Annotated in this window: 31 protein-coding genes and 2 tRNA genes; 18 read left to right on the top strand and 15 right to left on the bottom strand. The window is 28.0% G+C overall.

From position 1 onward, the window contains the following. The 4 genes from ACTTA5_RS01325 to ACTTA5_RS01310 all read left to right on the top strand — a co-directional run. A partial coding sequence (locus ACTTA5_RS01325) for a TIGR02466 family protein (RefSeq protein WP_440647337.1) occupies positions 1 to 576 on the top strand: 576 nt, incomplete at its 5' end. A 244-nt stretch (positions 577 to 820) separates the two neighbouring features. Beyond that, a tRNA-Ser gene (locus ACTTA5_RS01320) sits at positions 821 to 910 on the top strand. Positions 911 to 1,023: 113 nt separating this feature from the next. Then, a complete protein-coding gene (locus ACTTA5_RS01315; protein ID WP_440647335.1) occupies positions 1,024 to 3,087 on the top strand; it encodes a DNA gyrase subunit B in 2,064 nt (687 codons plus the stop codon). Between the two features lie 2 nt (positions 3,088 to 3,089). Next, positions 3,090 to 4,370 (top strand): ActS/PrrB/RegB family redox-sensitive histidine kinase, encoded by a 1,281-nt coding sequence (locus tag ACTTA5_RS01310; RefSeq protein WP_440647333.1) that lies wholly within the window; start codon positions 3,090 to 3,092, stop codon positions 4,368 to 4,370. Here ACTTA5_RS01310 and ACTTA5_RS01305 read toward each other — a convergent pair. From ACTTA5_RS01305 to ACTTA5_RS01295, 3 genes are read right to left on the bottom strand one after another with little or no spacing between them, the layout of a single operon-like run. Further along, entirely contained in the window at positions 4,367 to 6,166 is a 1,800-nt protein-coding gene (locus ACTTA5_RS01305) for a cobaltochelatase CobT-related protein (protein WP_440647331.1), read from the bottom strand. The genes ACTTA5_RS01310 and ACTTA5_RS01305 overlap by 4 nt on opposite strands. Then, positions 6,167 to 7,141: a cobaltochelatase subunit CobS gene (gene cobS, locus ACTTA5_RS01300; protein ID WP_440647329.1), complete on the bottom strand. Its 975-nt coding sequence runs from the start codon at positions 7,139 to 7,141 to the stop codon at positions 6,167 to 6,169. Next, a complete protein-coding gene (locus ACTTA5_RS01295; protein ID WP_428079254.1) occupies positions 7,125 to 7,658 on the bottom strand; it encodes a J domain-containing protein in 534 nt (177 codons plus the stop codon). The genes cobS and ACTTA5_RS01295 overlap by 17 nt, the downstream gene beginning before the upstream one ends. A gap of 17 nt (positions 7,659 to 7,675) precedes the next feature. Here ACTTA5_RS01295 and ACTTA5_RS01290 point away from each other — a divergent pair, with 17 nt between their 5' ends. Continuing rightward, positions 7,676 to 7,936 carry a BolA family protein gene (locus ACTTA5_RS01290; protein ID WP_440647327.1) on the top strand — a complete coding sequence of 87 codons (261 nt, stop codon included), beginning with the start codon at positions 7,676 to 7,678 and terminating at the stop codon, positions 7,934 to 7,936. Here the strand turns inward: ACTTA5_RS01290 and aroB are convergent. Further along, complete coding sequence (aroB, locus tag ACTTA5_RS01285; RefSeq protein ID WP_440647325.1) at positions 7,928 to 9,031, bottom strand: 3-dehydroquinate synthase; 1,104 nt, start codon at positions 9,029 to 9,031, stop codon at positions 7,928 to 7,930. The two genes, ACTTA5_RS01290 and aroB, sit on opposite strands and share 9 nt — an antisense overlap. Beyond that, positions 9,018 to 9,530, bottom strand: coding sequence for a shikimate kinase (locus tag ACTTA5_RS01280; protein ID WP_440635168.1), 513 nt, complete (start codon positions 9,528 to 9,530; stop codon positions 9,018 to 9,020). The genes aroB and ACTTA5_RS01280 overlap by 14 nt, the downstream gene beginning before the upstream one ends. 57 nt (positions 9,531 to 9,587) lie before the next feature. Here ACTTA5_RS01280 and ACTTA5_RS01275 point away from each other — a divergent pair, with 57 nt between their 5' ends. Genes ACTTA5_RS01275 through truA form a run of 5 tightly spaced genes read left to right on the top strand, consistent with a single transcriptional unit; the run spans position 9,588 to position 13,710 of the window. Continuing rightward, complete coding sequence (locus ACTTA5_RS01275; RefSeq protein ID WP_075505937.1) at positions 9,588 to 9,770, top strand: hypothetical protein; 183 nt, start codon at positions 9,588 to 9,590, stop codon at positions 9,768 to 9,770. Next, complete coding sequence (locus ACTTA5_RS01270) at positions 9,745 to 11,502, top strand: hypothetical protein (protein ID WP_440647323.1); 1,758 nt, start codon at positions 9,745 to 9,747, stop codon at positions 11,500 to 11,502. The genes ACTTA5_RS01275 and ACTTA5_RS01270 overlap by 26 nt, the downstream gene beginning before the upstream one ends. A 24-nt stretch (positions 11,503 to 11,526) precedes the next feature. Next, the gene (gene def, locus ACTTA5_RS01265; RefSeq protein ID WP_440647321.1) at positions 11,527 to 12,045 is read left to right on the top strand and encodes a peptide deformylase; all 519 of its coding nucleotides are present in this window, start codon (positions 11,527 to 11,529) and stop codon (positions 12,043 to 12,045) included. A 3-nt stretch (positions 12,046 to 12,048) separates the two neighbouring features. Then, the gene (fmt, locus tag ACTTA5_RS01260; protein WP_440647319.1) at positions 12,049 to 12,969 is read left to right on the top strand and encodes a methionyl-tRNA formyltransferase; all 921 of its coding nucleotides are present in this window, start codon (positions 12,049 to 12,051) and stop codon (positions 12,967 to 12,969) included. Then, a complete protein-coding gene (truA, locus tag ACTTA5_RS01255; protein WP_440647317.1) occupies positions 12,970 to 13,710 on the top strand; it encodes a tRNA pseudouridine(38-40) synthase TruA in 741 nt (246 codons plus the stop codon). Here truA and ACTTA5_RS01250 read toward each other — a convergent pair. From ACTTA5_RS01250 to rpmH, 10 genes are read right to left on the bottom strand one after another with little or no spacing between them, the layout of a single operon-like run. After that, on the bottom strand, positions 13,690 to 14,181 hold the full coding sequence (locus ACTTA5_RS01250; RefSeq protein WP_440647315.1) for an SET domain-containing protein: 492 nt from the start codon (positions 14,179 to 14,181) through the stop codon (positions 13,690 to 13,692). The two genes, truA and ACTTA5_RS01250, sit on opposite strands and share 21 nt — an antisense overlap. 31 nt (positions 14,182 to 14,212) lie before the next feature. Beyond that, complete coding sequence (locus ACTTA5_RS01245) at positions 14,213 to 15,142, bottom strand: histone deacetylase family protein (protein ID WP_440647313.1); 930 nt, start codon at positions 15,140 to 15,142, stop codon at positions 14,213 to 14,215. Continuing rightward, positions 15,139 to 16,296 carry a succinyl-diaminopimelate desuccinylase gene (gene dapE, locus ACTTA5_RS01240; RefSeq protein WP_440647311.1) on the bottom strand — a complete coding sequence of 386 codons (1,158 nt, stop codon included), beginning with the start codon at positions 16,294 to 16,296 and terminating at the stop codon, positions 15,139 to 15,141. The genes ACTTA5_RS01245 and dapE overlap by 4 nt, the downstream gene beginning before the upstream one ends. Before the next feature lies 1 nt (position 16,297). Then, the gene (gene dapD, locus ACTTA5_RS01235; RefSeq protein WP_440647309.1) at positions 16,298 to 17,125 is read right to left on the bottom strand and encodes a 2,3,4,5-tetrahydropyridine-2,6-dicarboxylate N-succinyltransferase; all 828 of its coding nucleotides are present in this window, start codon (positions 17,123 to 17,125) and stop codon (positions 16,298 to 16,300) included. Between the two features lie 4 nt (positions 17,126 to 17,129). After that, positions 17,130 to 17,801 (bottom strand): pyrimidine 5'-nucleotidase, encoded by a 672-nt coding sequence (locus tag ACTTA5_RS01230; RefSeq protein WP_075505946.1) that lies wholly within the window; start codon positions 17,799 to 17,801, stop codon positions 17,130 to 17,132. After that, positions 17,798 to 18,664 (bottom strand): acetylglutamate kinase, encoded by an 867-nt coding sequence (gene argB, locus ACTTA5_RS01225; RefSeq protein WP_440647307.1) that lies wholly within the window; start codon positions 18,662 to 18,664, stop codon positions 17,798 to 17,800. Before argB ends, ACTTA5_RS01230 begins: the two co-directional genes overlap by 4 nt. Further along, positions 18,664 to 20,340, bottom strand: coding sequence for a membrane protein insertase YidC (gene yidC, locus ACTTA5_RS01220; protein WP_440647305.1), 1,677 nt, complete (start codon positions 20,338 to 20,340; stop codon positions 18,664 to 18,666). Before yidC ends, argB begins: the two co-directional genes overlap by 1 nt. Position 20,341: 1 nt before the next feature. Then, entirely contained in the window at positions 20,342 to 20,590 is a 249-nt protein-coding gene (gene yidD, locus ACTTA5_RS01215; protein ID WP_075505949.1) for a membrane protein insertion efficiency factor YidD, read from the bottom strand. After that, a complete protein-coding gene (gene rnpA, locus ACTTA5_RS01210; protein WP_075505950.1) occupies positions 20,590 to 20,931 on the bottom strand; it encodes a ribonuclease P protein component in 342 nt (113 codons plus the stop codon). The genes yidD and rnpA overlap by 1 nt, the downstream gene beginning before the upstream one ends. A 4-nt stretch (positions 20,932 to 20,935) precedes the next feature. Further along, positions 20,936 to 21,076 (bottom strand): 50S ribosomal protein L34, encoded by a 141-nt coding sequence (gene rpmH, locus ACTTA5_RS01205; RefSeq protein WP_023854404.1) that lies wholly within the window; start codon positions 21,074 to 21,076, stop codon positions 20,936 to 20,938. A 94-nt stretch (positions 21,077 to 21,170) separates the two neighbouring features. Here rpmH and ACTTA5_RS01200 point away from each other — a divergent pair, with 94 nt between their 5' ends. The 8 genes from ACTTA5_RS01200 (at position 21,171) to ACTTA5_RS01165 (ending at position 26,166) form a co-directional block, all read left to right on the top strand. Further along, positions 21,171 to 21,893 carry a TVP38/TMEM64 family protein gene (locus tag ACTTA5_RS01200; RefSeq protein WP_440647303.1) on the top strand — a complete coding sequence of 241 codons (723 nt, stop codon included), beginning with the start codon at positions 21,171 to 21,173 and terminating at the stop codon, positions 21,891 to 21,893. Between the two features lie 172 nt (positions 21,894 to 22,065). Beyond that, a complete protein-coding gene (locus tag ACTTA5_RS01195) occupies positions 22,066 to 22,266 on the top strand; it encodes a hypothetical protein (RefSeq protein ID WP_075505952.1) in 201 nt (66 codons plus the stop codon). 97 nt (positions 22,267 to 22,363) lie between these two features. Continuing rightward, on the top strand, positions 22,364 to 22,924 hold the full coding sequence (gene dcd / locus ACTTA5_RS01190; protein ID WP_075505953.1) for a dCTP deaminase: 561 nt from the start codon (positions 22,364 to 22,366) through the stop codon (positions 22,922 to 22,924). A gap of 3 nt (positions 22,925 to 22,927) precedes the next feature. After that, on the top strand, positions 22,928 to 24,190 hold the full coding sequence (gene murA / locus ACTTA5_RS01185; protein WP_440647301.1) for a UDP-N-acetylglucosamine 1-carboxyvinyltransferase: 1,263 nt from the start codon (positions 22,928 to 22,930) through the stop codon (positions 24,188 to 24,190). Further along, complete coding sequence (locus ACTTA5_RS01180; protein ID WP_440647299.1) at positions 24,187 to 24,579, top strand: DUF2948 family protein; 393 nt, start codon at positions 24,187 to 24,189, stop codon at positions 24,577 to 24,579. The genes murA and ACTTA5_RS01180 overlap by 4 nt, the downstream gene beginning before the upstream one ends. 2 nt (positions 24,580 to 24,581) lie before the next feature. Further along, the gene (hisD, locus tag ACTTA5_RS01175; RefSeq protein WP_440647297.1) at positions 24,582 to 25,868 is read left to right on the top strand and encodes a histidinol dehydrogenase; all 1,287 of its coding nucleotides are present in this window, start codon (positions 24,582 to 24,584) and stop codon (positions 25,866 to 25,868) included. 2 nt (positions 25,869 to 25,870) lie between these two features. Beyond that, positions 25,871 to 26,086, top strand: coding sequence for a translation initiation factor IF-1 (infA, locus tag ACTTA5_RS01170; RefSeq protein ID WP_440647295.1), 216 nt, complete (start codon positions 25,871 to 25,873; stop codon positions 26,084 to 26,086). 5 nt (positions 26,087 to 26,091) lie between these two features. Then, a tRNA-Phe gene (locus ACTTA5_RS01165) sits at positions 26,092 to 26,166 on the top strand. Positions 26,167 to 26,242 lie beyond the last annotated feature (76 nt).

Raw genomic sequence — 26,242 nt, 5'->3', positions numbered from 1 at the left:
GTTTTTATTATTAAGTTTCCAGAAAATACTGAAAATATAATTAATGAAATTTATAAATATGAGAAATTATATAAAAAAAATGAATTTTCAAATGATGGGCATATTGGAGTTTATCAATCAGAGCATAATTTACATCAAAACCCTGCATTTGAGGAAATATCAAATAAATTAGAAAAATTTATTAACTTAAAATTACAAAAATTTATTAATTATAATAAGTTAAAAATTGACAAACTTTGGTTTGTTGTTACAAAAAATTCAGGTATAATCAAAAGACACAGTCATTTTCATTCTGAATTTTCTGGAGCTTTTTATTTAAATGTTGAGGAAAATAATGAAAATAGCAATGGTCTAAAATTATATAATACATTAGAAAATTTAGAAATATTAAGTTATTCAGTGGGTGAAAGTAAATTTAAAATAAAAAAAGTAACCAATGAAAAAACAATTTTACTAAAACCAAACAAAAATGATTTAATAATTTTTAATTCATACTTGGAACATAGTGTTAGTAATGATAATTCAAAGATAAGTGAACGTATATCACTCCCATTTGATTTGATTTTAAATCAATAGAGAGTGGAGATTAGCATTTTAATTTGATGGTAGACGTTGAATTTAAAAAAAAATTAAAAAGTTTTGTGCATACTGAATTAAATAAAATAGAAATAAAGATAATGAATTTATAAATAACTGAAACAATAATATAAATCCAAAAGAATAAAAACAAATTTAGTATTGAGAAATTTTTCTTCTATAATAGAAGTTTTATGCCAGAATATATTTTGAAAAATTTAAAAAAGATAAATACACGCCAAATGGAGAGATGTGAGAGTGGTTTAATCAGCACGCTTGGAAAGCGTGTATAGGGGAAACTCTATCATGGGTTCGAATCCCATTCTCTCCGCCATTAAATTTGCTTTGTTTTCATCAATAACTTAAGTATTTAATGGTTAAATCGTTAAGATAAATCAGTAATTTTTAAAAAAAATGTTATAATTTTATCTTTCCAAAATTTAAAAAATGACAAACAAAAATACATATCAAGCAGACTCAATTAAAGTTCTTAAAGGTCTTGAGGCAGTTAGAAAAAGACCAGGGATGTATATAGGAGATACTGATGATGGTACAGGTTTACATCATATGGTTTATGAGGTTGTAGATAACTCTATTGATGAGGCATTAGCGGGTCATTGTAAAAATATTAACGTAAAAATTAATGCTAATGGAACAATCACTGTAAATGATGATGGAAGAGGTATCCCTGTTGATATGCATAAAGGAGAAAAAAAATCTGCAGCTGAGGTAATTATGACTCAACTGCATGCTGGTGGTAAGTTTGATCATGACTCATATAAAGTTTCTGGTGGATTACATGGAGTTGGTGTTTCGGTTGTTAATGCATTGTCAGAAAAATTAGAATTAGAAATTAATAGAGATGGAAAAAAACATTTTATAGAGTTTAAAAATGGTGAAGCAAAATCACCTCTAAAGGTAGTTGGAAAATCTAAAAATACAGGTACTCAAATAACATTCTTACCTTCAAAAGATATATTCTCATCAATTAAATTTAGTGCAAATATTTTAATTAAAAGGATGAGAGAGTTAGCTTTCTTAAACAAAGGTATTAAAATAATTTTTACTGATGCTAGTCAAAAAAAAGAAAAAACATCTGAATTTAAATATGATGGTGGAGTTTTAGAGTTTGTAGATTTTTTAGATGAGAAAAGAGAAAAACTACAAAATAAAAATGGTAATGATTTATTTCGAAAACCAATTTACATTGAAGGCAAAAAGAATAACATTGAAATAGAGTGTTCATTAAAATGGAACGCTGGTTATGTAGAAGATATATTTCCATACACAAATAATATTTATCAAAAAGATGGTGGAACACATTTATTAGGTTTTAGAAGTGCTCTTACAAGAGTTGTAAATAAATATGCTAATGAAAATAACTTATTAAAAAAGAATAAATTAGCTATATCAGGAGATGATATTAAAGAAGGCTTAACATGTGTGCTTTCAACAAAAATCCCTGATCCTAAATTTTCTTCACAAACTAAAGATAAGCTAGTTTCATCAGAAGTAAGAATGATTGTTGAGACTTTGGTTAACGAAAAACTATCAATTTGGTTTGATCAAAATCCATCTATTGCCAAAATAATTTTGGCTAAAGTTATTCAGGCAGCTATGGCTAGAGATGTTGCAAGAAAAGCTAGAGAAAATGTAAGAAGAAAAGGAGCCCTTGAGTTAAGTGGATTACCAGGAAAATTAGCCGATTGTCAGATAGGAAAACAAGAGGGTACGGAATTGTTTATAGTTGAGGGAGATTCAGCAGGTGGTTCCGCTAAACAAGGAAGAAATAGAGCAAATCAGGCTGTTTTGCCTTTAAGAGGTAAAATTTTAAATACTTATGTCGAGGATATAAATTTAAAAAAGAATGGTAACGGTAACGGTAGTGGTTCAGATGCAAGAACAAAGGCTCTTGCAAAAATGATATCTTCAAATGAGATAGTAACATTAATTAATGCACTCGGACTTGATCCCAAATCACATGAGATAGATTTAAAAGATTTAAGATATGGTAAAATAATTATAATGACCGATGCCGATGTTGATGGTTCTCACATAAGAGCATTATTATTAACTTTTTTTAATAACAAACCATTTAATAAATTAATTGAAAATGGTCATGTTTATTTAGCACAACCACCATTATTTAAAATTAATAAAGGTTCAAAAGGAATTTATATTAAAGATGAAAAAGAATTAGAGGATTATATCGTAAATAATAACAAGGAATTAAAGAAATTGAAAAGAGGCTCAAAAGATTATTTAAATACCTTAGATTTGGAAAAATCAAAAATGAATATACAAAGGTTCAAGGGTCTTGGCGAAATGAATCCAGAAGAGTTGTGGAATACAACTTTGGACCCTGAAACAAGAAATTTGCTTCAAGTTCAGTACTCTAAAGATCTTAAAAAAGATCAAAGTCTTATTCATACACTAATGGGAAGTGATGTTGCGTTAAGAAAAGACTTCATAGTCTCAAATGCCATCAATGTAAAAAATCTTGATATTTAAAAATGAAGTTTTTTGAAACTTCAAAACATCATTCATTCAAAAAATCTACTTATATTACCTTAAGATGGATTGGAATAATTGGACAGTTAATTGCAGTTAATTTTGTATATTTTGTATTAGATTTTAAATTTGATTTTATAACTTCTAATCTAGTTATATTTATAGGCATCATAAGTAATTTTTACTTAATTTTTATTTATAAAAAAACTCAATTATCAGACAGATCAGCTTTCATTTTTTTAGTTATTGATATTTTGCAATTAGCTATTTTACTTTACTTGTCAGGAGGAATTCTTAATCCATTTGTTATTTTTATAATTATTCCAAGCGTATTTTCATCATCTAATTTAAGTTTTAGAACAAATACTTTGCTTGTATTGTTAACAGCTTTCTCAATTATATTTTTAACTTTTTATTCAACAGAATTACCTTCTCCACTTGGTGATCAATTTCATGTAAGCCCTTATTACTATTATTCAATCCCAATCGCTTTGATTGTTGCTCTTGTTTTTTTGAATTATTTTGCAATGACTTTTGGAACTCAGTCTAGGTTAAGGAAGGAAGCTCTAACTAAAATGGAAGAAGTAATGGCTAAAGAACATGAGCTATTGTCTTTAGGTGGTCAAGCTGCAGCTGCTGCACATTCTTTGGGAACACCTCTTTCAACCATAAAAATAATTACTCAAGAATTACTAAAACAATTTGAGGGCAACAAAGACGTAGAAAAAGATATTAATTTATTATCTAGTCAGGTTGAAAGATGTAATGAAATATTAAAAAAATTAACATTAAATCCAGACGAAGAGGATGAGTTTATTGATGTAGATATTACAATTAGAGATTACCTAAATGAAATTTTAAATTCATTTAAAGAGATAAGTACAAAGAAGTTTATTTTTAATTTTGATCAAGACTCTAATTCGAAAAAAATAGTTAAATCTATAGAAATTGTTTATGGACTAAGAAATTTTATAGGCAATGCTAATAAATTTTCTGATGAAAATATTTTCATAAATTTAAAGAGTGATAGTGAAATTACCGAAATTAGTATTGAGGATGATGGTCCAGGCTATCCAAAGGATATATTATCAAAAATAGGAGAGCCATATTTAAAATCAAATAATCCTCAAGATAAATCAAAAACAGGACTTGGATTAGGTTTGTTTATAGGAAAAACACTGTTAGAAAAAAATTTTGCTGCTGTGATTTGCAGAAACTCTAAAACAAGATCTGGTGCAGAAGTAATAATTAAATGGAGAAATACAGATTTATTTAATATTTAATGAAATTTTTTCTTTGTTTCGAACAAAGAGCTAAGTTGAGATATCATTACATCTCCTAACTCATTTACATCAGTAATTTTTATAGCTCTGTCGTAATATCTCGAAACATCATGTCCAATGCCAATCGCTAAAATTTCAATATCAGATTTATTCTCAATAAATTTGACCATTTTCTTTAAATGTTTTTCTAAAAAGTCTCCTGAATTTACTGAAAGTGTTGAGTCGTCAACTGGAGCTCCATCAGAAATTACCATTAAAATTTTTCTTTCTTCTTTTCTTTTTTTAATCCGATTGTAAGCCCAAGATATAGCTTCTCCGTCAATATTTTCTTTTAACAAACCCTCTTTTAACATCAGGCCTAAATTATTTTTTGCTTGTCTCCAATGTGTATCAGCACCTTTATAAATTATATGTCTTAGGTCGTTAAGTCTCCCAGGTGTTTTTGGTTTTGAATTTTTAGTCCAAAATTCTCTACTCTGTCCACCTTTCCAGTTTTTTGTGGTAAATCCTAAAATCTCTACTTTAACCGAACATCTTTCGAGTGTTCTTGACAAGATATCTGCACAAATAGCAGCAATCGTTATTGGTCTTCCTCGCATAGAACCAGAATTATCAATAAGTAAAGTTACAACCGTATCTTTAAAATCTAAATCCTTTTCTTTTTTAAATGACAAAGAGTTATATGGATCCATTATTATTCTTGGTAACTTTGAACTATCAAGTAAGCCTTCTTCTAAATCAAATTCCCAAGCTCTATTTTGTTTTGCTAGTAATTGTCTTTGAAGTTTATTAGCTAACTTGGTAATTACATCTTGGAAACCAATTAACTGTTGATCTAAATTTTTTCTAAGTTTAGTAGCTTCATCAGCATTTTCTAGATTTTCAGCTTTAACGACTTCGTCGTATTGTGTAGTAAATATTTTATAATCAATATTTACATTATCAATTTTTTTTTGAATTACCTGCTCAGAGTTTTGTTCATCAGACTCAACATCAGATAATTGCTCATCCAAATTAAACTCGTCTATACTATAATCAGCATCAACAGATGCCTCTGTTTGCTGTTCATCATTTTCATCTTTGCTATCTTCATTATCTTTATTTTGGTCATCATTTGATGGATTGTCTTGACCTTGGTCTTGATTTTCTTCTTCTTCTTGGTCTTCCTCATCGCTTTGAAAAATATCCATTTCTTCAAGTATTTCGGAAAATTTAGAACTGTATGTATTTTGATTTTCTAAATTATTTAATAAAAACTCTTTATGCTTCTTAATTGATTGCTCAAAATCTTTTTCCCAGAAATTAAGCATTCTAGACGTTAAAGGATTTAGGTCTATATTATGAAAATTTTTAAGCATATATAGCTCAAATGCTTCAGCAACAGGAACATCTTCTTTTGTTTTAAGCTGATCTTTTCTTTTGCGATTAATTATTTGCGAATAGTTTTCAGAAAAATTTTTTTGAATTCCTTTTAACATTTTGCCTCCTAGGGCTTCATATCTAATCTTTTCAGCTATATTATATAAAGATCTAGATGAAGTGTTTGAAGGTAAATTTTTTTTGTAAATTTTTTCATTAGAAAACCTTTTTTTAAGTGCTGTAGAGTCTGTTTCAGCCCTTAATTTTATAAAATCACTTGGACTGGTTAGATCATTTATTTCAAAAGATGAAATATCTTTCGTTTTTTTATCTTCAGAAGATTTGTTGTTTATATCAATATCGTCTGCGATTACTTTTGCTGTTGAAGATAAAGCAATTCTAAATTTTTCTTTTAAATTTGTTTCTTTATTGCTCATTTAAATTTGAATATTGATCAAAGACTCAGGCAATTCTTCACCAAAACATCTTTGATAATATTCCGCGATTGTATTTTTCTCAATATCATCGCACTTATTTAAAAAGGTTACTCTAAATGCATATCCGGTATCCTTAAAAATTTCAGAATTTTCAGCCCAATGAAGGACTGTTCTTGGACTCATTACAGTAGATATATCTCCAGCAATAAAACCTTTTCTAGTTAAGGATGCTACTTTAATCATATTAGCAACTTTTTCTTTTCCCTTAGCATTATTTAAATTTTTATTCTTTGATAAAACTATATCCATTTCTCTATCTAGGCTTAGATAGTTTAATGTTGCTACAATATTCCATCTATCCATTTGACCTTGGTTAATTTGCTGTGTTCCGTGATAAAGTCCAGTAGTATCACCAAGCCCAACTGTATTAGATGTAGCAAACAATCTGAAATACTTATTTTGACTTATTACTTTGTTTTTATCTAGTAGCGTGAAATTTCCTTCAGCCTCTAAAACTCTTTGAATAACGAACATAACATCAGGTCTTCCAGCGTCATACTCATCAAATACTAAAGCAACTGGATTTTGAATTGACCATGGTAGAATACCCTCATTAAACTGTGTGACTTGTTTTCCATCTTTTAGGACAATTGCATCCTTACCTATTAAATCTATTCGACTAACATGACTGTCTAAATTTACTCGAATACAAGGCCAGTTTAGTCTTGCAGCTATTTGCTCTATGTGTGTTGATTTTCCAGTACCATGATATCCTTGTACTAATACTCTTTTATTGAACGCAAATCCTGAAATGATTGCAAGTGTAGTATCTCTATCAAATTTATAGTTTTTATCTATTTCAGGCACATATTCACTTTTTTTTGAAAATGCATCTACTTCCATTTCAGAATCTATTCCAAAAGATTGTTTTAAAGAAACTTTTATGTCAGGTTGAATGTTAAGATTTGGAGTCAATTTTTTCCCTATAAGTGTTTTTTAGCTGTGTGTAAGCTAAAGTGATCAGTTTTAATTTTTCCTCATATTTTTTATTTCCGGCATTCATATCAGGGTGAAATTTTTTAACAAGCACTTTGAATTTTTCTTGTATTTTTTGCCATTTTAAACCCACAGATATTCCTAATATTCCAAATGCTTTAATATCTTTATGATCGAATTTAAATTGACGCATATGATTATAGTCTCCATTGAATTTATCTTTATCAAATTCATCTTTTAATGTTGTGTTCCATAGGACTTTAAAAAAATTATCTGAAGAACTAAAATTTTGAGTAGGTTTGTGCCAAGTCATATCTGACTTTAAAAAATTGATTACTTGGTTATCACTCATCCCAGAAAAATAATTCCAGTTTTTGTTAAATTCTTTAACATGTTCTAGACAAAGCATTCTATATTTCCTGCTATTATCCTTCTCAATTGGTGCTCTGTATTCACCAATTTCATTACAATTATTCCAGTCACAAATATTTTTCATGATATAATAATTACTATATGGATATAAATGAATTAATTGCAATTATAAAAAAAAAATTATCAGATCAAATAAATATTCAAAGTATAGAAATAGAAGATAAATCTTTTCTTCACAAAAATCACAAAGGTAATCAAGAAGGCAAATATCATTTAAAATTAAACATAGTTTCTGATGAGTTAAAAAGTATGAACAGAATTGAAAGTAATAAAAAAATTTATAAAGTATTAGATAAAGAATTGAAAGAAACTATTCACTCAATTCAAATTCAACTATCTTAAGTAATCATTAAAAAATCTTTTCAATCTTTCTTTTGGATATTCAATATTAATTTGCGGAGACCCAATTTTTTTTAAAAGCACCAAATTAATCTTTTGGGATTTATTTTTTTTATCCTTTGTCATGAAAAATAATATTTTATTTATATCTTTTTTTGTAAAAAATTTATTAACAGATATTGCTAGATTTAAATTATTGATATGATTTAATATTAGGTTGTAATCACTTTTTTTAAGTATTTTTAAATTTAAACTAAAACTTAATGCTGTCTTTATACCTAGGATTACTGCTTCACCATGATTTAATTTCTTATTGTAATTTAAGCTTGCTTCATAAGCATGGCCAAATGTATGTCCAAAATTTAAAACTTTTCTTAAATTTTTCTCTTTCTCGTCTTTTTCAACCACATTTTTTTTAATTTTACAGCTTTCATAAATTGCTTTTTCAATAAATGGAGAACTCAGTTTAGTAATTTTATTCACATTCTTATTTAAAAATTTAAAGAAATTTTTATCTCTTATCAGAGAATGTTTTAAAATTTCACCATATCCACAAATAATCTCTCTTTTTGGCAACGATTTAAGAAAATCAACATCTGATATAACCAAGTTTGGTTGATAAAAACTACCAATTAGGTTTTTTCCGTAATGTGAATTTATGCCAGTTTTGCCACCAATCGAAGAGTCAACTTGGGATAAAAGTGTTGTTGGTATATTTATAAATTTCATACCTCTTTTAAAGATACTAGATGCAAAACTACTTACATCACCTGTAATACCCCCACCTATTGATATTAAACAGTCATCTCTAGAAAAGTTTTTATTTAATAAAATTTCTAGGATCTTATTAATAATATTAAAGTTTTTATTGGCCTCGCTGGCATTAAAAAAACATATATGTATTTTCTTTTCTTTTAATGAATTTTTTATTTTAGTGATAAATTTTTTTGGTACATTTTTATCAACTACAAGAAGACATTGATTGAATGTTAAGGAATTATTCTTAATTATTTTTGATAGGTTGGTAATTAAATTTGATCCAATTATTATTGGATATTTTTGAGTTTTTGTTTCAATTTTTAATTTAATTGGTTTCATAAATTTCTTTAATTTTGCCTACTATTTCATTTTTAGTGAGATTATCACACTTGATTTCATATAAGGCTTTAGAATAAATGTTAGTTCTTTTTTTAATTAAATCAATTAAATCATTATCTGTAGCATTAATTGTTAAAGGTCTTTTTTTGCTATTTTTAATTCTTTCAATTAAAATTTTTTCATTCCAATTTAACCAAAATGAATAATGATTTTTTAAAACTTCATTTCTAATATTTTTATTTGCAAAAGCACCTCCCCCAAGAGAGACAACTGTAGAACTAAGTTTTAATTTTTTAAGTGTAATTTTTTCTTCAATTTTTCTAAAATATTCTTCTCCTTTTGTTTCAAATATTTTTCGAATTGTTGTATTTAAATTTTTTTCTATTTCTTTATCTACATCTACAAAATTTAATTTAAATTTTTTTGCTACTAAAGAGCCTATAGAACTCTTACCAGATCCCATCATACCTAGAAAAACTAGATTTTTTTTTGATTTCATAAGTTTAAATATTGAAAAAACACAAATATGTCTTAATTTGAAATTAACTAAAGTTATATGCAATTCAACAAAAATACAAGTTCAGGTAAAAAAAGTATAATCGGACTAGTTGTTAAATCTATTTTTGGGCTAGTAATTGTTCTTGGCGTTGTTTTAATTCTCAATTCAATTGATTTTCCTGCTCCTAAAAAGGAAATTGAAAAAATTATTCCAAATGAAAATTTTAAAATTGTTAAATAAAAAATTCTTTTTTATTTTTTTAAGCAATCTAATTATTTTAAATCCTATTCACGCAGAAGATAATCCAATTGATATATGGAATCTTGAAAAAAAAGAAAATGAAACTGTTGAGGAAGCAGTTATTACCGAAGGTGAAAATAATAATGATCAAATAAGTGTTTTTGATATGCAGTCAGATAAAAATACTGGCTCAATAGAATTAGATGAAAATTTAATATCAAAAGAAGTCAAAATAGTAGGATTATACGATCCTGCAGAACATGGTTTGACTATTGATATGTGGACGAATTCTGATGGTCAAAAGTTAAAAAATTTATTTAACAGTTTAGAGAAAATTAATCTTTCTAGTGATGCATTAGAAATTATGGAAGTCTCATTATTAACTAACGCTCATTATCCTAATCAAAATATTACTGAAACCGAATTTTTAAAATTCAAATCTGATTGGTTAATTAAAAATTCTAATTTAGAACTCATTGAAGAATTTTTGGTTAATAATCAAATTGTAAATTCTCATCCCAAACTAACCAGACATTTATTAGATAACTATTTATCAGATAAAAATATAAAGAAGACCTGTGAATTTTTTACAAAAATTAAAGAACCAGTTGAAGATGAATATTTATCTAAATTAAATTTATATTGTTTAGTTAATTATGGAAAAAACGAAGAAGCCCAATTAATTCTAGATCTTAAAAAAGAGTTAGGTTTTCAAGATGAATATTTTGAAAATAAAATGAATTACCTGTTTGGTTATATTGAAGAAGCATCCAAAGAAGTCTCTGAAAGTTCAGTATTTGAATTTCATTTAGCTCATAGAACAAATCCAGAATTTTCATTTGAACCCAATGAAAATACGCCTAAATTAATTTGGAAATATCTATCAAATTCAAATTTACTACCAGATCTAAGTAATGTTGACATAAATGATCAAGATAAAATCTTAATTATTGAGAAAGCTGCAAATTATAAAATTTTCTCGGAAAAAGACTTATTTGAATATTATAAAAAATTTCAATTTAATATTGATCAATTGTTAGGTGCAACGGATACTTACAAGTTGCTGTCTCCGTTAGAAGCTAGAGCATTAATTTATCAAAGAGCACTTTTAACGAGTGAACCAGAATTGAAATTGAAATTTTTACAGTTGCTGAAGCAGTTATTTGAGGATAACAAAATTGGTTTAGCTTTTGATAAAGAGCTCAATAACTTTTTGAAGGAAATTGAAGTAAATAATGTTCCTTCAGATTATTTAAGTTTTTATAATAACTATTCAAAAAATCAGAATTCAGAATTCAAAAAAATTCAATACAACAATAATATTTTACATCAATCTAAGTGGGTAAATTATTTTAGAGGAGATTATTCAAAATCTGAAATACAAGAAGATTTAAAAAAATTTCTTGATAGAATAATTTTTAGTAATGAAACTTTGTCCATTAAAGATATAATTTTTATAGAAAGTCTGAAATCAGACGGAGTAGAAATACCAATAGAGTATGAAAGTTTGTATTCACAAAAACCTTTTGAATTAGACGAAAATTTAGCTGAGTTGATAGAAGCAAATGAAGTTGGAACAGTTTTATTATCTTTAATTGAGATAATAGGTAATGACAAAATAGAAAATATTGATGAAAAAAGACTTTATTTTATTTCGAATACCTTAAATCAAATAAATGCTGATTTAATTAGAAATAAGCTATTGCTAAAAGTTCTTCCTTTAAAAGTATAAAAATTATAATAACATACAAATTTTATGGCGATAAGAACGATTATTACAGAACCAAACAAATTACTTCGACAAGTATCAAAACCTGTAGAAGCCGTTGGAAGTGAAGAGCAAAAATTAATGAATGATATGCTCGATACAATGTATTATGCTAATGGTATTGGTCTTGCAGCAATTCAGATTGGTATACCAAAAAGAATTATAGTGATGGATATAAGCAAGGATGAAAACAAAAAAGAGCCTAGATACTTTGTAAATCCAGTAATAAAAAATAAAGATCCACTTAAGGCAACTTATGAAGAAGGGTGTTTATCTGTGCCAAATCAATTTGCTGAAATTGATCGACCAAGCAAATGTGAAGTAGAGTATTTAGATTACAATGGAAAGAAACAGTTACTAAAGGCACATGGATTACTTGCAACATGCATACAGCATGAAATGGATCATTTGGAAGGGATATTATTCATCGATTATCTCTCAAAACTAAAAAAATCAATGATCATAAAGAAACTTTCAAAATTAAAATCAAATACAGCTGAAGTTTAAAAAATGTCAAAAAAGTTAGTGTTTATGGGTACACCCATGTTTGCTGTACCGATTTTAAAATCTTTATATCAAAATGGATATAATATTTCTTATGTTTATACACAGCCACCTCAAAAATCAAAAAGAGGACAAAAAATTAATAAGTCTCCAATACAAGGTATTTCTGAAACTTTAAATTTAGAATATAGAACGCCGCCAGTTATAAATAATGAAGAGGAGTATAATTTTTTAAATTCTTTAGATGCTGATTTAGCAATAGTTGTTGCTTATGGACAAATCATACCTAAAAAATTTCTAAACCTAACTAAAAAAGGTTTTATAAATATACATGCATCTTTACTGCCTAAATGGAGAGGTGCTGCACCAATTCAAAGGTCAATTATGAATTTAGATCAGGAGACTGGAATAAGTATAATGAGAATTGCTGAAAAATTAGATACAGGACCAGTTTGTAATAATTATAAAATCCAACTTAATGAAAATTTGAATGCGTTAGAAATTAGTGAAAAGCTTTCTAGCTTAGCAGCAGAAAAAATTTTAGATAACGTAAATGATATTTTAGATGGTAAAGCAAATTTTATTGAGCAGGATCATTCGAATGCAACCTATGCATCTAAAATTCAAAAAACTGAAGGTCAAATTAACTGGGATGAAAATGCTGAAAAAATTATTGGTAAGATAAACGGTTTATATCCATCACCAGGAGCATTTTTTATGTTTAATGGAGAAAGATATAAAATTCTAAAAGCTCAAGTTGGAAGAGCTCAAGGAAATCCTGGGTCAGTATTGAGTGATAATCTTGAAATTGCTTGTGGTAATAATCAATCGATAATTATTAAGGAAATTCAGAGGCAAGGGAAAAGACCTCAAAATATTGGCGAATTTATTCAAGGTTCGCAGATAAAAAAAGGCTCAAAAATATAAATGTTTAGATATCAGCTTTTGATAGAATATTTAGGCACAAATTATAAAGGTTGGCAAATTCAAAAAAAAAATAAAACTATTCAAGGAATACTTCAAGACAAAATTAGAAAGTTATTAAAAGAAAATATTACCATAGTTGGATCAGGTAGAACAGATGCTGGTGTTCATGCTATCGAGCAGTCAGCACATTTTGATTTAAAAAATAAATTATTGAACTTAGATAAATTTATTAATTCAATTAATCACTTTTTAAAAAATGAAAATATTACAATTCTTAAAATAAGAAAAAGAACTAATAACTTTCACTCAAGATTTTCTGCAAAAAAGAGAGTTTATAAATATTTTATTTTAAATAGAACAAGTTCACCTGTAATTGAAAAAAATCAAGTTTGGCATGTAAGAAAAAAATTAGATTTAGATTTGATGAAATTAGGGGCAATGAAATTAGTTGGCACTAAAGATTTCTCAACATTTAGGGCTTCAAGTTGTAATGCTAAGAGTCCAATTAAAACAATGGATTTTGTAAAATTAAAATCTTTAAATGATAAAATAGAAATTCAGTTTAAATCTCAATCTTTTCTTCAACAGCAAGTACGATCTATGGTTGGTTGTTTAAAATATTTAGGTGAAAAGAAATGGGATTTAAAAAAATTTGACAAAGCCCTAAAATCTAAAAAAAGGTCGCTGTGCGCTCCACCAGCACCACCTACAGGATTATTTTTATCTAGAGTTTTTTATTAGTTTTTTTTTATTACTCATGGCAAATTTTTTATTTATTCGCCATCTAGATTCTGCTCTTACAATGTACCCACAACAATTTTTTGACTTACACTTACAGGGAAATTGCTTGTAATTTTCATCATAACCAAAACCATAATCACAGGTAAATTCTTCACCTTTTTTGATATCTCTAATTGCTTTAACCCAAATTTTTAGACCCTTACCATCATAATCACAATTATTGTCACAAGAATGATTAATTAATCCTGCAGTATTCCATGAAAAATCTCCATCAAGGTCATATCTTTTGTTGATAGTAAATAAATAGATTGGTTTACTATTGTCATATTTATCAGACTCTTCAGTTTGTTTTTTTGTAATTAGTTTACCAACGTAATCGATTATCTTTGTACCTTCTTTGATATCTTTAGTAGCATAAAGTCCTCTACCTTTTTTATCGATATCAGATTTTTTAATTTTATATAATTTCATTGAGTTTTATTTAGTTTTTTATTGGGAATTATCAATTAAATTCTATTAAAGCATCAACATGTCTTTGAGTACTATCTTGTAGTGCTTTTAAGTCATATCCACCTTCTAGTATAGATACTACATTACCTCTACAAAATGATTTTGAAATTTCTAAAGTTCTTTTTGTTATTGTATAATAATCTTCAGCATTAAGTTTTAATTGTGCCAAAGGATCGTCAATATGAGCATCAAAACCCGCAGAAAACAATAGAAATTCTGGTTTAAATTCTTTTAATTTTTTTAATACTAGTTCATATGCATTTAAATATTCTCTAGCAGTTGTTCCAGCTTCTAGTGGAATATTTAAAATATTATTAAATTTTCCAATTTCTTTTTCTGAACCTGAACCTGGATAATATGGAAATTGATGTGTAGAAATATATAAAACTTTTTCATTATTGAAAAAAATATCTTGTGTCCCATTTCCATGATGGACATCAAAATCAATTATAGCTATTTTTTTATAACCATATTTTTCAATTAAATAATTAGCCCCAACTGCAACATTGTTGTAAATACAAAAGCCCATTGCTTTCTCTTTTTCTGCGTGATGACCTGGTGGTCTTACTGCGCAAAAAGCATTTTTAAATTCTTTTTCCTCCACACCATCAATCGCTGTTATAATTGATCCAACAGCGTCCATTGTTGCTTCTTTGCTACCAGGGGAGACAACTGTATCTCCATCTAAAAAATTAAATCCATTTTGAGGGTATGATCGATCGACATGATCAATATATTCAGAAGAATGAGTTTTTATTAATATTGATTTTTCAAATTTTGAAGGCTTTTTCCATATTAAATTTTTGTTATCTAATTTTTTAAAGTTATCAATAACAGCTGTAACCCTGTCTATTTTTTCAGGATGTCCATCTCCTGTATTATGATTTTTGTATGTATCAGAAGTAATTAAAGCTGTTTTCACTTAAAATAATTCTTTAAAATATTTGAATAAATTAAAGTTAATTTTTTTAAATCACCTAAAGAAACTGCCTCATCTACTTTATGCATTGTTTTTCCAACCAAACCAAATTCTAAACAGGGAGCAATTTTTCTAATAAATCTTGCATCAGATGTGCCTCCTGTTGTTGAGAGTTCAGGCTTAATTTTAGTAATCTTTTTAATTATATCTTGTATCATATATGTAGTTTGATTTGGTTTAGTTAAAAAAGCTTCACCAGATACACTATATTCAATTTTGTAATTTGACTTATTTTTATTACAAATTTTCTTCAATATTTTATTTATTTTTGTTTTAATTGAATTCGATGAATGTTTGTTATTAAACCTAATGTTAAAAGTTGCATTAGCTAAACCTGGAATTACGTTATCAGCAGTATTATCAATATTTATTTTTGTAACTTCTAGGTTTGTTGGCTGAAAATCTTTTGTTCCTTTATCAAATTTAATTTCCTTCAATTCTTTCAATATTTGAACAAGAGTAGTTGATGGATTGTTAGCTCTATGAGGATAAGCAACATGACCCTGAATACCTATAATTGAAAGTCTGCCGGTCATACTTCCCCTTCGACCAATTTTAATCATTTCTCCCAATTTATTTGGATTAGTTGGCTCTCCAACTAAACAAAAATTAATTTTTTCTTTTCTTTTTTTTAAGTATTCAACAACTTTTTTTGTACCGTTAATAGCAATTCCTTCTTCATCACCTGTAATTAGTAAGCTTATAGAGCCATTAAATTCTTTGTTATTTTTAACAAAAATGCTGACAGCAGAAACAAAAGCTGCAATAGAGCTTTTCATGTCATTTGCTCCTCTTCCAATTAAATGTCCTTTTTTAATTGAGGGTCTGAAAGGATTTACTGTCCAATCTTTTAAGTTTCCAGCAGGTACAACATCTAAGTGACCAGCGTAGCAAAAATTTGGACCTTTGGTTCCAAGTCTTGCATAAAGATTTTTTACTGGTTTAGTTTTTTTTTCTTTAAACTCTAATATTCTAGTTTTGAAACCAAGTTTTCTTAATTGTTTTTCTAAGAATTTCATTACTCCAGCATCTATTGGTGTTATAGACGGGTAACGAATTAGCTCTTTGGCTAATTGTAATTCATTAATGGTTTGCATTTTAATCTCTTAAAAGATCGTTTACTGATGTTTTAGATCTTGTTTTTTCATCTACTTGTTTGATGATTACTGCACAATACAATGAGGGCGCAGCAGGATTGTTTTTGTCTGGTAATGATCCAGGAACAACGACTGAGTATGGAGGTATTTTACCGTGAGCTACTTCACCAGTTTTTCTATTAACAATTTTAGTTGATTGGCCAATATACATACCCATACTTAATACTGATCCTTCACCAACTATTACCCCTTCCACAACTTCTGACATAGCACCTACAAAAACATTATCTTCAATAATAGTCGGAAGCGCTTGCGCTGGTTCTAAAACTCCACCAATACCAGTTCCTGCTGAAATATGACAATTTTTTCCAATCTGGCAGCAACTACCTGCACGACTAAATGTATCCATCATTGTTCCTTCATCTATGTAAGCACCAATATTTACATAACTTGGCATTAGAACAACATTTTTAGCAACATATGATCCTTTTCTCATTGCAGTATTTGGTACCATTCTAAAACCTGCTTTTTCAAAATCAGCGTTTGACCATCCGGCTGTTTTTCCTTTTAACAAATGAGCTTTATCTCTCCAAGCTGAATAGGGCCCATCTAAAGTTTCCATTCCATGAATTCTAAAACTTAGCATAATTGCTTTTTTTAAGTGTTGATGAGTTACCCATTCACCATCAATTTTTTCAGCAACTCTAGATTTACCACTATCTAGATCTTCTATTACTTGATTAATAGTATCTTTTAATTTTTGATCTGAATTTTGATTAACTTGATCTTTGTTTTCCCAAGCTTCATTTATAATGTTTTCTATACTCATAGTTTTATTGGTTTTTTAATAACCTTATTTCTTTTAAAAATAAAGTAAGATTTTCAATTTTATAATCAATATATTCTTTATTAGATTCTTTTTTGCCCCATTCCTCATCATTAATTAACCAAGCAGTAATTGTTCCTCGCTCTTTACCTATCGATAAGTTTTTTGCTATATCTTCAATGTACAAAGTTTCTTTTGGATCAATTTTGAATTTTTCTACCATTAAATCGAAAGCTTTAGCTTCTGGTTTTGGGTGATATTCTGCATCCACAATATCAAATATTCCTTCAAATTGGTCGTCAATTCCTAGTGTTGTAGTGATGTGCTTTACATGATTGTAACTACCATTAGTGAAGACAAATTTTCTTAGATTTATATTCTCTAACTCATATCTTAATGCCGTATCTTTTTCTAAAAAAGATAAATCAATATCATGAACAAAATCTAAAAATTCTTTAGGATCAATTTCATGATGTATCATTAGACCATTTAAGCTTGTGTTATATTTGTGAAAGTAATTTGTCTGAAGCTCTTTGGCTTTTTTTAAATCTACATTAAGTTTACTTGAGATATATTCAGTCATTTTTCGACTTACTTGGCCAAATACTGCCTCTAGGTCACTATAAAGTACACCATCACAATCAAATAGAATATTTTTAATATGACTTAAATTTTTCATTTTCTAATTAAAGTTCCAGATCCCTCATCTGATAAAAGTTCAAATAGAACAGAATGATTTTTTCTTCCATCTATTATAACAACTCCTTTTACTCCGTTACTAGCAACATCTAAGCAATTATTTATTTTTGGAATCATACCACCAGTAATTGTTTCATTATCTATTAACTCTTTTATAGATTCTGAATTAATTTCCGGAATTAGATTTTTATTGTTATCCAAAACACCTTCTACGTCACTTAATATAATCAACCTTCTGGCATTAATTTTTTTAGCAATATATCCAGCTGCAGTATCTGCATTGACGTTATAAGTTTGATCATTTTTATCTAAACCCAAGGGTGCAATAATAGGAACTTTTTTATCTGCTATAATTTTATCTATTATTGATTGATCTACATTTGTAGGAGAGCCCACAAAACCAAGCTCTTCATTTTCTTGTACAACTGTTAAAATATTATTTTCCTTGGAATTAATACTCTGACTTTCGCAATTTTGCTGATCTAGAGCATTGATAATTTCTTTATTAAAATCAATTAATACTTCTTCTACAACTTTAATAGTTTCTTTATCAGTTACCCTCAATCCTTTTATAAATTTACTTTCTAAACCTATCTCATTAAGTTTATTGCTTATTCTTTTTCCACCCCCATGAACAATAATAGGAGTAAATCCTAGTTTATTTAGTGTTGAAATATCTTTAATAAAAATATCAAAAAGATTTTGATCAATTAAAACGCTACCACCACATTTAATAACAATATATTCATCGTTATATTTTTCTAAGTATTTTTTAACTTCTTCAGTTGATGGACCATCTAACGGTAGAATTGTTTTTAATTCTTCTTCTTTAATATCCAACATTAAGTTGTTGTTTTAACAGTGGTTCGTTTCATTATGAAAACTTGTTGTGCCATAGTTAAAATATTATTTACTGTCCAATATATTACCAACCCTGCTGGGAAAGGTGCTAAAATTATTGTTAGGAATAATGGAAAGAACATAAATATTTTTGCTTGCATCGGATCTGTTGGTGCAGGATTTAATTTTTGTTGAACCCACATAGAAACACCCATTGCAACAGGCCATGCTCCAATGACTAAAAATGATGGCACATCATAAGGCAATAATCCAAATAGATTAAACAAAGAGGTAGGGTCTCTCTCAGATAAATCTTGTATCCAGCCATAAAAAGGCATTTGTCTCATTTCAATTGTTACAAATAAAACTTTATATAAAGCAAAGAAAACTGGAATTTGCACAAGTATTGGCAAACAACCAGACATTGGGTTTACTTTTTCTTTTTTATATAGAGCCATCATTGCTTGTTGTAATTTCATTTTATCGTCCTTGTGTAGCTCTTTCAGTCTTGCCATTTCAGGCTGTAAGGCTTTCATTTTTGCCATGCTTCTAAACGAAAAGTTTGCAAGTGGGAAAAATGCTAATCTTATACAAATAGTAATTGCTATGATAGCTAAGCCGTAATTCCCAAGTAATTTAAAGAAATAATCTATTCCAAAAAATAACGGTTTAGTAATAAAGTATAAAAATCCCCAATCAATTGTTAAGTCAAATTTATCAATGTTTAAAGATTCAGCATATCCATCAATTACATCAACTCTTTTTGCAGCAACAATGATTTGTAAGGTTTCTTCAATCAATGAATTTTCATTAAGCTCTAATGGCTCTGTTGATACAAAATTTGCTCTGAACTTATCTTTATAATCAAATGTTGTTTTAAATTCTTTTTCTCTAGGTGGAATTAGCGAAGTTACCCAGTATTTATCTCCAATCCCTAACCATCCTTTTTGAGCTGTTCTTGAAAATTTTTTCTCTTGTATATCATCGTAATCTTCTTCAATAAGTTCATCATCAAGTGTTGCCACCAATCCTTCATGAAGGATGTAAAAGTTAGATATATCAGGCATTTCATTTCTAATGATTTGCCCATAAGTATAAAAATCATATTTTTTATCTGTAGGATTAATTACACTTTGCTTAATTGAAAATAAATATTTGTCATCTAAGGCGATCTCTTTCTCAAATGTTATACCTTGATCATTTGTCCAAGATATTTTTATAGGTGATTGATCTGTTAACTTATTATTTTCTGAAACTTTCCAAATAGAATTTGAATTTGGAATTTCAACATTTTTATCAGATGTAATAAAACCACTTTCAATTAAATAACCATCTTTTGAATTTCTTGGTGAAAGAAGTGTAACTTTTTCTTGAGAGTCTAGACTGACATTATATTGCTTAAAAGTTAGATCATCAATAACACCACCTTTAAGTGAAATAGAACCAACTATACTCTCATTCTCAAAATTAATTCTTTCACTTTGATTTAAAGCTTCTTCTCTAGAAATTTCAGCAACATTTTCTTTTTGATCTAGTGAAGGTGTATCGCTGTTTTGTTCAACTTTATTTCCTTCAGCCATATTTTCTTTAGTAATTGGTGGAGGAGCAAAAAATAGTGAATACAAAACTATAACTGCTGCTGATAATGAAATTGCTGCTACTATATTTTTAGTATCCATATTATTTTAATTTTGTGTTTTTTTTAACAGGATCAAAACCTTCACCACCACCTAAAAATTTGATTGGGTGACAAGATAAGATTCTTTTAATACTTAAAAATGATCCTTTTAACAGACCAAATTCTTTAAGTGCATCAATACTGTATTCTGAGCAAGTAGGTAAATATCTGCAAGAATGTCCAAATAAAGGGCTAATCAAATATTTATAACCTTTGATAATTTTAATTAATATATTTGTAAAAATATTCATTATTTTATTTTTTCAAAATCCTGAAATAGAGTTTCTTTTATTAATTTGTATTCATTATTTAGCATAGATGACTTAGCGATAACAAGGAATGAATAGTTAAAATTTATTGATATTTTTTTAACTGCCTCGTTTAAAATATTCCTTAATCTTCTTTTAATCTTATTTCTCTTAACTGCATTCCCTAATTTCTTTTTTGTTACAAAACTAATATTGAGTTTATTATTATTTTTATTCATTAATTTACCAAAGAAAATAGTTACATACTTATTCGAGAACTTTTTTTGTTTAAGTAAATTTTTAAATTCTTCGTTTTTTGAAAGAGCAACAATTTTGCTTTTCATCAATTTACACTGATACAGTTAAAGATTTTCTTCCTCTGGCTCTTCTTCTAGCTAAAAGTTTCTTTCCACCTTTAGTCTTCATTTTTGATCTAAAGCCGTGTTTTCGTGCTCTTTTTTTATTTGAAGGTTGGTATGTTCTTTTCATAAATAAATTGATTAAATTTTATAAATTTTGCCCCTTTATATTAGCAATAATAAAAATAGCAAATAGAAGATTTAGGAATAAAATAACAATATTCATGGAAAAAACAAAAAAAATTAAACTATTTATAGGTTTATCTTACTTATTAATTGTTAGTTTGTTTTTATATTTTTTCTTTTCAAAATTTAGTATTCAAGAAATTACTTCTTATGACTTCCTGAGAAACAATAGATCTTATTTTATTGAATTAAGGGACTCTAATTTGGTCTTAGTTTCATTTTTATTTTTAATGATTGCAATAATTTGGGTATTTCCTTTTTTAGGTTTTGGATCTCCACTTTGTTTATTGGGTGGATTCATTCTTGGAAAGTGGATAGGAACAATAGTTGTTGTACTATCTTTGAGCATAGGTGCAACTTTTTTATACTTATTTGGAAATTATTTTTTAAAAGATTTAATAAAAGAAAAATTTCTTGATAAATTTGAAAATCTTGAAATTAAATTTAAAAAATCTGAATTTATTTATTTACTTATTTATAGATTTATAGGAGGAGTTCCATGGCAAATAAGTTGTCTCTTACCAACTTTGTTTAATGTAAAAGTAAAAAATTTTTTATTTGCAACATTATTGGGAATAATTCCCCAAGTTTTCTTGGTTGTATCTATTGGGTCCGGTATTGAAAAATTAATTGATGAAAATTCTGAAGTACCAGAAATTGCAGACATTATTTTTTCTCCAGATATTTACATTCCTCTTTTAACTTTTTTTGTACTAATTTCTATTTCAATTATTTTTAGAAAAAAATTTTATAGAAAATAATGGTGCTCCCACCCTGTACTGACCAGGGAACTAGTCATTACCAATGACTTGTTATGCCATTTAACTACAGGAGCTAAAATACATTTAGTAATTTATTGATAATAAAGCATTTTTTTCAAATTATTGCCTTAATTTTTTGATTATAATGATCTATATCTACTAAAAAAATGTTATGGGAATTCATTACGATTATAAATCAACAAAAGGCAACAAGCTTATGGAGAAGCAAGCTAAAAGAGAAAGAAAGCTTGCCGAAAAAAAAGCTAAACGTTTAGCTAAAGAAGGCCCCAAAAAAGAAGAACCCACATCAAAACCATTAGATCCTAATAAACCAATATCGTTAGATTTTTTGACTAATCCCAACAAAGAATGAGTTCAAAAGATAAAAATGAGCGTTTGAGCTTAGCTTTAAGAAAAAATTTAAAAAAAAGAAAACTATTTCAAAAAAAAAATAAAAAAAAATCTAAGTAATGTCTATTCAGCCTGACTCGTGGATTAAGAAGATGTGCAAAGAGCACAATATGATCGAACCATTTTTAGATCATCAAGTTGCGGAGGGAAAAATATCATATGGATTAAGTAGTATGGGTTATGATGTTAGAATCTCTGATGAATATAGAATATTCACTAATGTAAATAATTCCTTAGTCGATCCAAAAAATTTTTCTGATGATAATTTTATTGAGAAAAAGGGACCACATTGCATTATTCCTCCAAACTCATTTGTTTTGGCTAAAACAGTAGAATATTTCAGAATTCCAAAAGATGTACTTTGTATATGTGTTGGGAAAAGTACTTATGCAAGAACAGGTATAATTTGCAACGTAACTCCTATAGAAAACGAATTTGAGGGAAATATAGTTATAGAGTTAAGCAACACTACACCTAATCCAGCAAAAATTTATTCTAATGAAGGTATAGCCCAATTTTTATTTTTTAAATCAGAAACTCAACCAGAGACAACTTATAAATCTAAGAACGGTAAATATCAGGGACAAACTACTATTCAGGTTGCTAAAATTAAAAAGTAAGTTATGGACAAATTTCTGATTGATGGTCCTAGCAAAATTAAGGGCAAAGTTTCAATATCAGGTTCTAAAAATGCTTCACTGCCAATATTAGCAGCAACATTACTTTTCGATTTACCAGTAACTCTTCATAACCTTCCAAGAGTAAAAGATATCAGTACTATGCTTAATTTACTTAAATCTCTTGGATCGAAAATTGAACTTTCTAAAGATAAAAAAACTGCAAAAATTTCAAACAATAAAAATATGAAAACTTTTGCTAGTTATTCATTAGTTAAAACAATGAGAGGTTCAATTTTAGTATTAGGACCCTTAGTTGCAAAATATCATAAGTCAAAAACATCACTACCCGGTGGTTGCTTAATTGGTGCAAGACCAGTTAATTATCATTTGTCAGCTTTAGAAAAACTTGGGATGAATTATGAAATTAAGGATGGTTACATATTAGCAAAATCTTTTGGCAAACTTAAAGGAGGGTTAATTAGATTTCCAAAAATTACTGTTGGTGCAACTGAAAATTCTATAATTGCTGCATGCTTGGCAAAAGGAAAAACAGTATTAAGAAATTGCGCTGTTGAGCCAGAAATAAAAGACCTTACTAATTTTCTTAATTCAGCTGGTGCAAAAATTAATTGGAAAGGGAGAACTTGCACTATTAACGGAGTAAGTTCTTTAAATTCAATAAATTATTCAGTGATGGCTGATAGAATTGAAGCTGGTACTTTTTGCGTAGCCGCAACTTTAGCTAAAGGAACTCTAGAAATTAATAATTTAGATCCAAAAATAATAAATACAGAACTTAATTTATTAAAAAAAACAGGAGCCAAAATAAAAGTAAGCAAAAATAAAATTCATATTAATGGACCAGAAAAAATTAAGTCTATTAAAAATATCAAAACAAAAGAGTTTCCTGGAATACCAACAGATCTACAGGCGCAATTAATGGTCTTAATGTGTAAAGCTAAAGGAAAAAGTTCAATTACAGAGAATATTTTTGAAAACAGATTTATGCATGTTGCTGAATTACAGAGATTAGGTGCAAATATTACGACTAAAAATAATAAAGCTTATATTGAGGGTAATACGAAATTTATTGGCGCAGAAGTAATGTCTAGTGATTTAAGAGCATCTGTAGCACTTGTTTTAGCAGCTTCAGTTGCTCAAGGCAAATCTGTAATTAATAGGATTTATCATTTAGATCGTGGTTATGAAAAAATTGAAAATAAATTAAAAAATATTGGTGTAAAAATAAAAAGATTAAAAAGATGAACAAATATTTGGCTAAAATTATTGCCACGGACAAAGAGGGATTACAAATGATTTCAGCTTGTAGCTCAGGAGCTAAAGTAAAAGTTTCAGACATTAAGTATCTAGAATCTAATAAAGTATTTTTATTATCAATTGAACGTATTAAAGTAGAAAATGAAAATGAGGACAAAAAAGTCAATAGTATCTGCAGATTTGATTTTGTTGATAAGGTAAAGTCAAAAAATATTGATCAATCAAATCAAGAATTGGTTTTAGAATTAGTAGGAATAGATTATTTGAAAAATAACGATGTTTATGAAATAAATCTCTTTTTTAGTAATAATGCTCATATCGCTTTGACCGCCGAAACGATTGAAGCAATATTAGAAGATCAAAGCGAAACAAATTAGAGATGAAGGTTTTAGATAGCAAAATAAAAAATTTTGATAAAGCTTTAGGCATTATTCTTCAGAAAAGAAGTAAAAACCTTAAATCAAATTCTGTATCTGTATTAAGTATTATTAATGATGTGAAAAAAAATGGAGATAAAGCTCTATTAAAGTATGAAAAGAAATTTAATAAAAACAATATTATCGTTCCAACTACTAAACAGATTAATAATTCAATTAAATCTTTAGATAAAAAAGTAAAAAAATCTATTGATGATGCATACAATAGAATTTATAAATTCCATTCGCTGCAAAAGTTCCAAAACATTTCTTACACTGATAAATATAAAAACAAAATCGAGTACAAATATTTGCCATTAGAATCTGTTGCAATATATGTACCAGGTTCAACAGCATCTTATCCATCAAGTGTATTAATGAATGCTATTCCAGCGATTGTTGCAAAAGTAAAAAGAATTATAATGATAAATCCTGGATATAAGGGAAAGCAAAACCCTGCTGTACTCTATGCGGCTAAGAAATGTAAAATAAAGGAGATTTATTCAATAGGTGGTCCTTCAGCAATTGCTGCGGTTGCTTATGGAACAAAGAAAATCTCTCCTGTAAATAAAGTTATAGGCCCAGGCAATCAATTTGTAGCGGCTGCAAAAAAAGAAGTTTCCGGGGATATTGGTATAGAGGCGATGACAGCTGGACCCTCAGAAGTTTTAATTGTAGCTGATAAAAATTCAAATCCAGAATGGATTGCAAGCGATCTTCTTGGTCAAGCAGAGCATGACCCATTAGCTCAATGTATTTTAATCTCAAAAAATAAAAATATTTTGGATGAAACTAAAAAAGAAGTTTTAAAACAATTAAAAGAACTACCAAGATCATCTATTGCAAAAAAAAGCTTAATGATGAATGGAATTTTAATACAAGCTAATTCAGATAAAAAAATTATTGAAATTATAAATAAAATTGGACCTGAACATTTGGAATTAAATGTAAAAAATTATAAATATTTTGCAGGTAAAATTAAAAATTCAGGGTCTGTATGTCTTGGAAAGTATGCAGTTATGGCAATGACTGATTATGGAGTACCTGGAAGTAATCATGTTTTACCAACAAATACTACCAGTAAGTTTTCTAGTGGATTGAATGTTTCAGAGTTTATGAAAAAAATTTCATATATAACGCTATCAAAAAAGGGGATTGATAAACTTGGACCATCAGCTATAACGTTGGCAAATTATGAGGGTTTGCATGGTCATGCACAATCAATCATAAAAAGAATAAGGAGAAAATAAATTTGTCTAAACAAGATCTTTTGGAATTTAAAGGTACAGTGATTGATTTACTGCCGAACGCTATGTTTAGAGTAAAATTAGAGAATGGTCATACAGTAACAGCACACACTGCAGGAAAGTTGAGAAAAAATCGAATACGTGTCCTTCAAGGCGATGCGGTTACAGTTGAAATGACACCTTATGATCTTACTAAAGGAAGAATTATCTTTAGAGGATAATAAATGGCTGAGTAGCTCAGGAGTAGAGCAGAGCCCTGAAAAGGCTTGTGTCGGAGGTGCGAATCCTTCCTCAGCCACCACAACGTTTTGGTGGCCATTAAATTATACTAGTTAAACTAATCTAAATTTATCTTGAAAAATTTTTTGAAAAAAATT

Source organism: Candidatus Pelagibacter sp. HIMB1521 (assembly GCF_052047875.1).
In the GTDB taxonomy this organism is placed as follows: domain Bacteria; phylum Pseudomonadota; class Alphaproteobacteria; order Pelagibacterales; family Pelagibacteraceae; genus Pelagibacter.
Note: the sequence above shows the minus strand (reverse complement) of the source record. Positions and strands in the feature narration are given on the sequence as shown.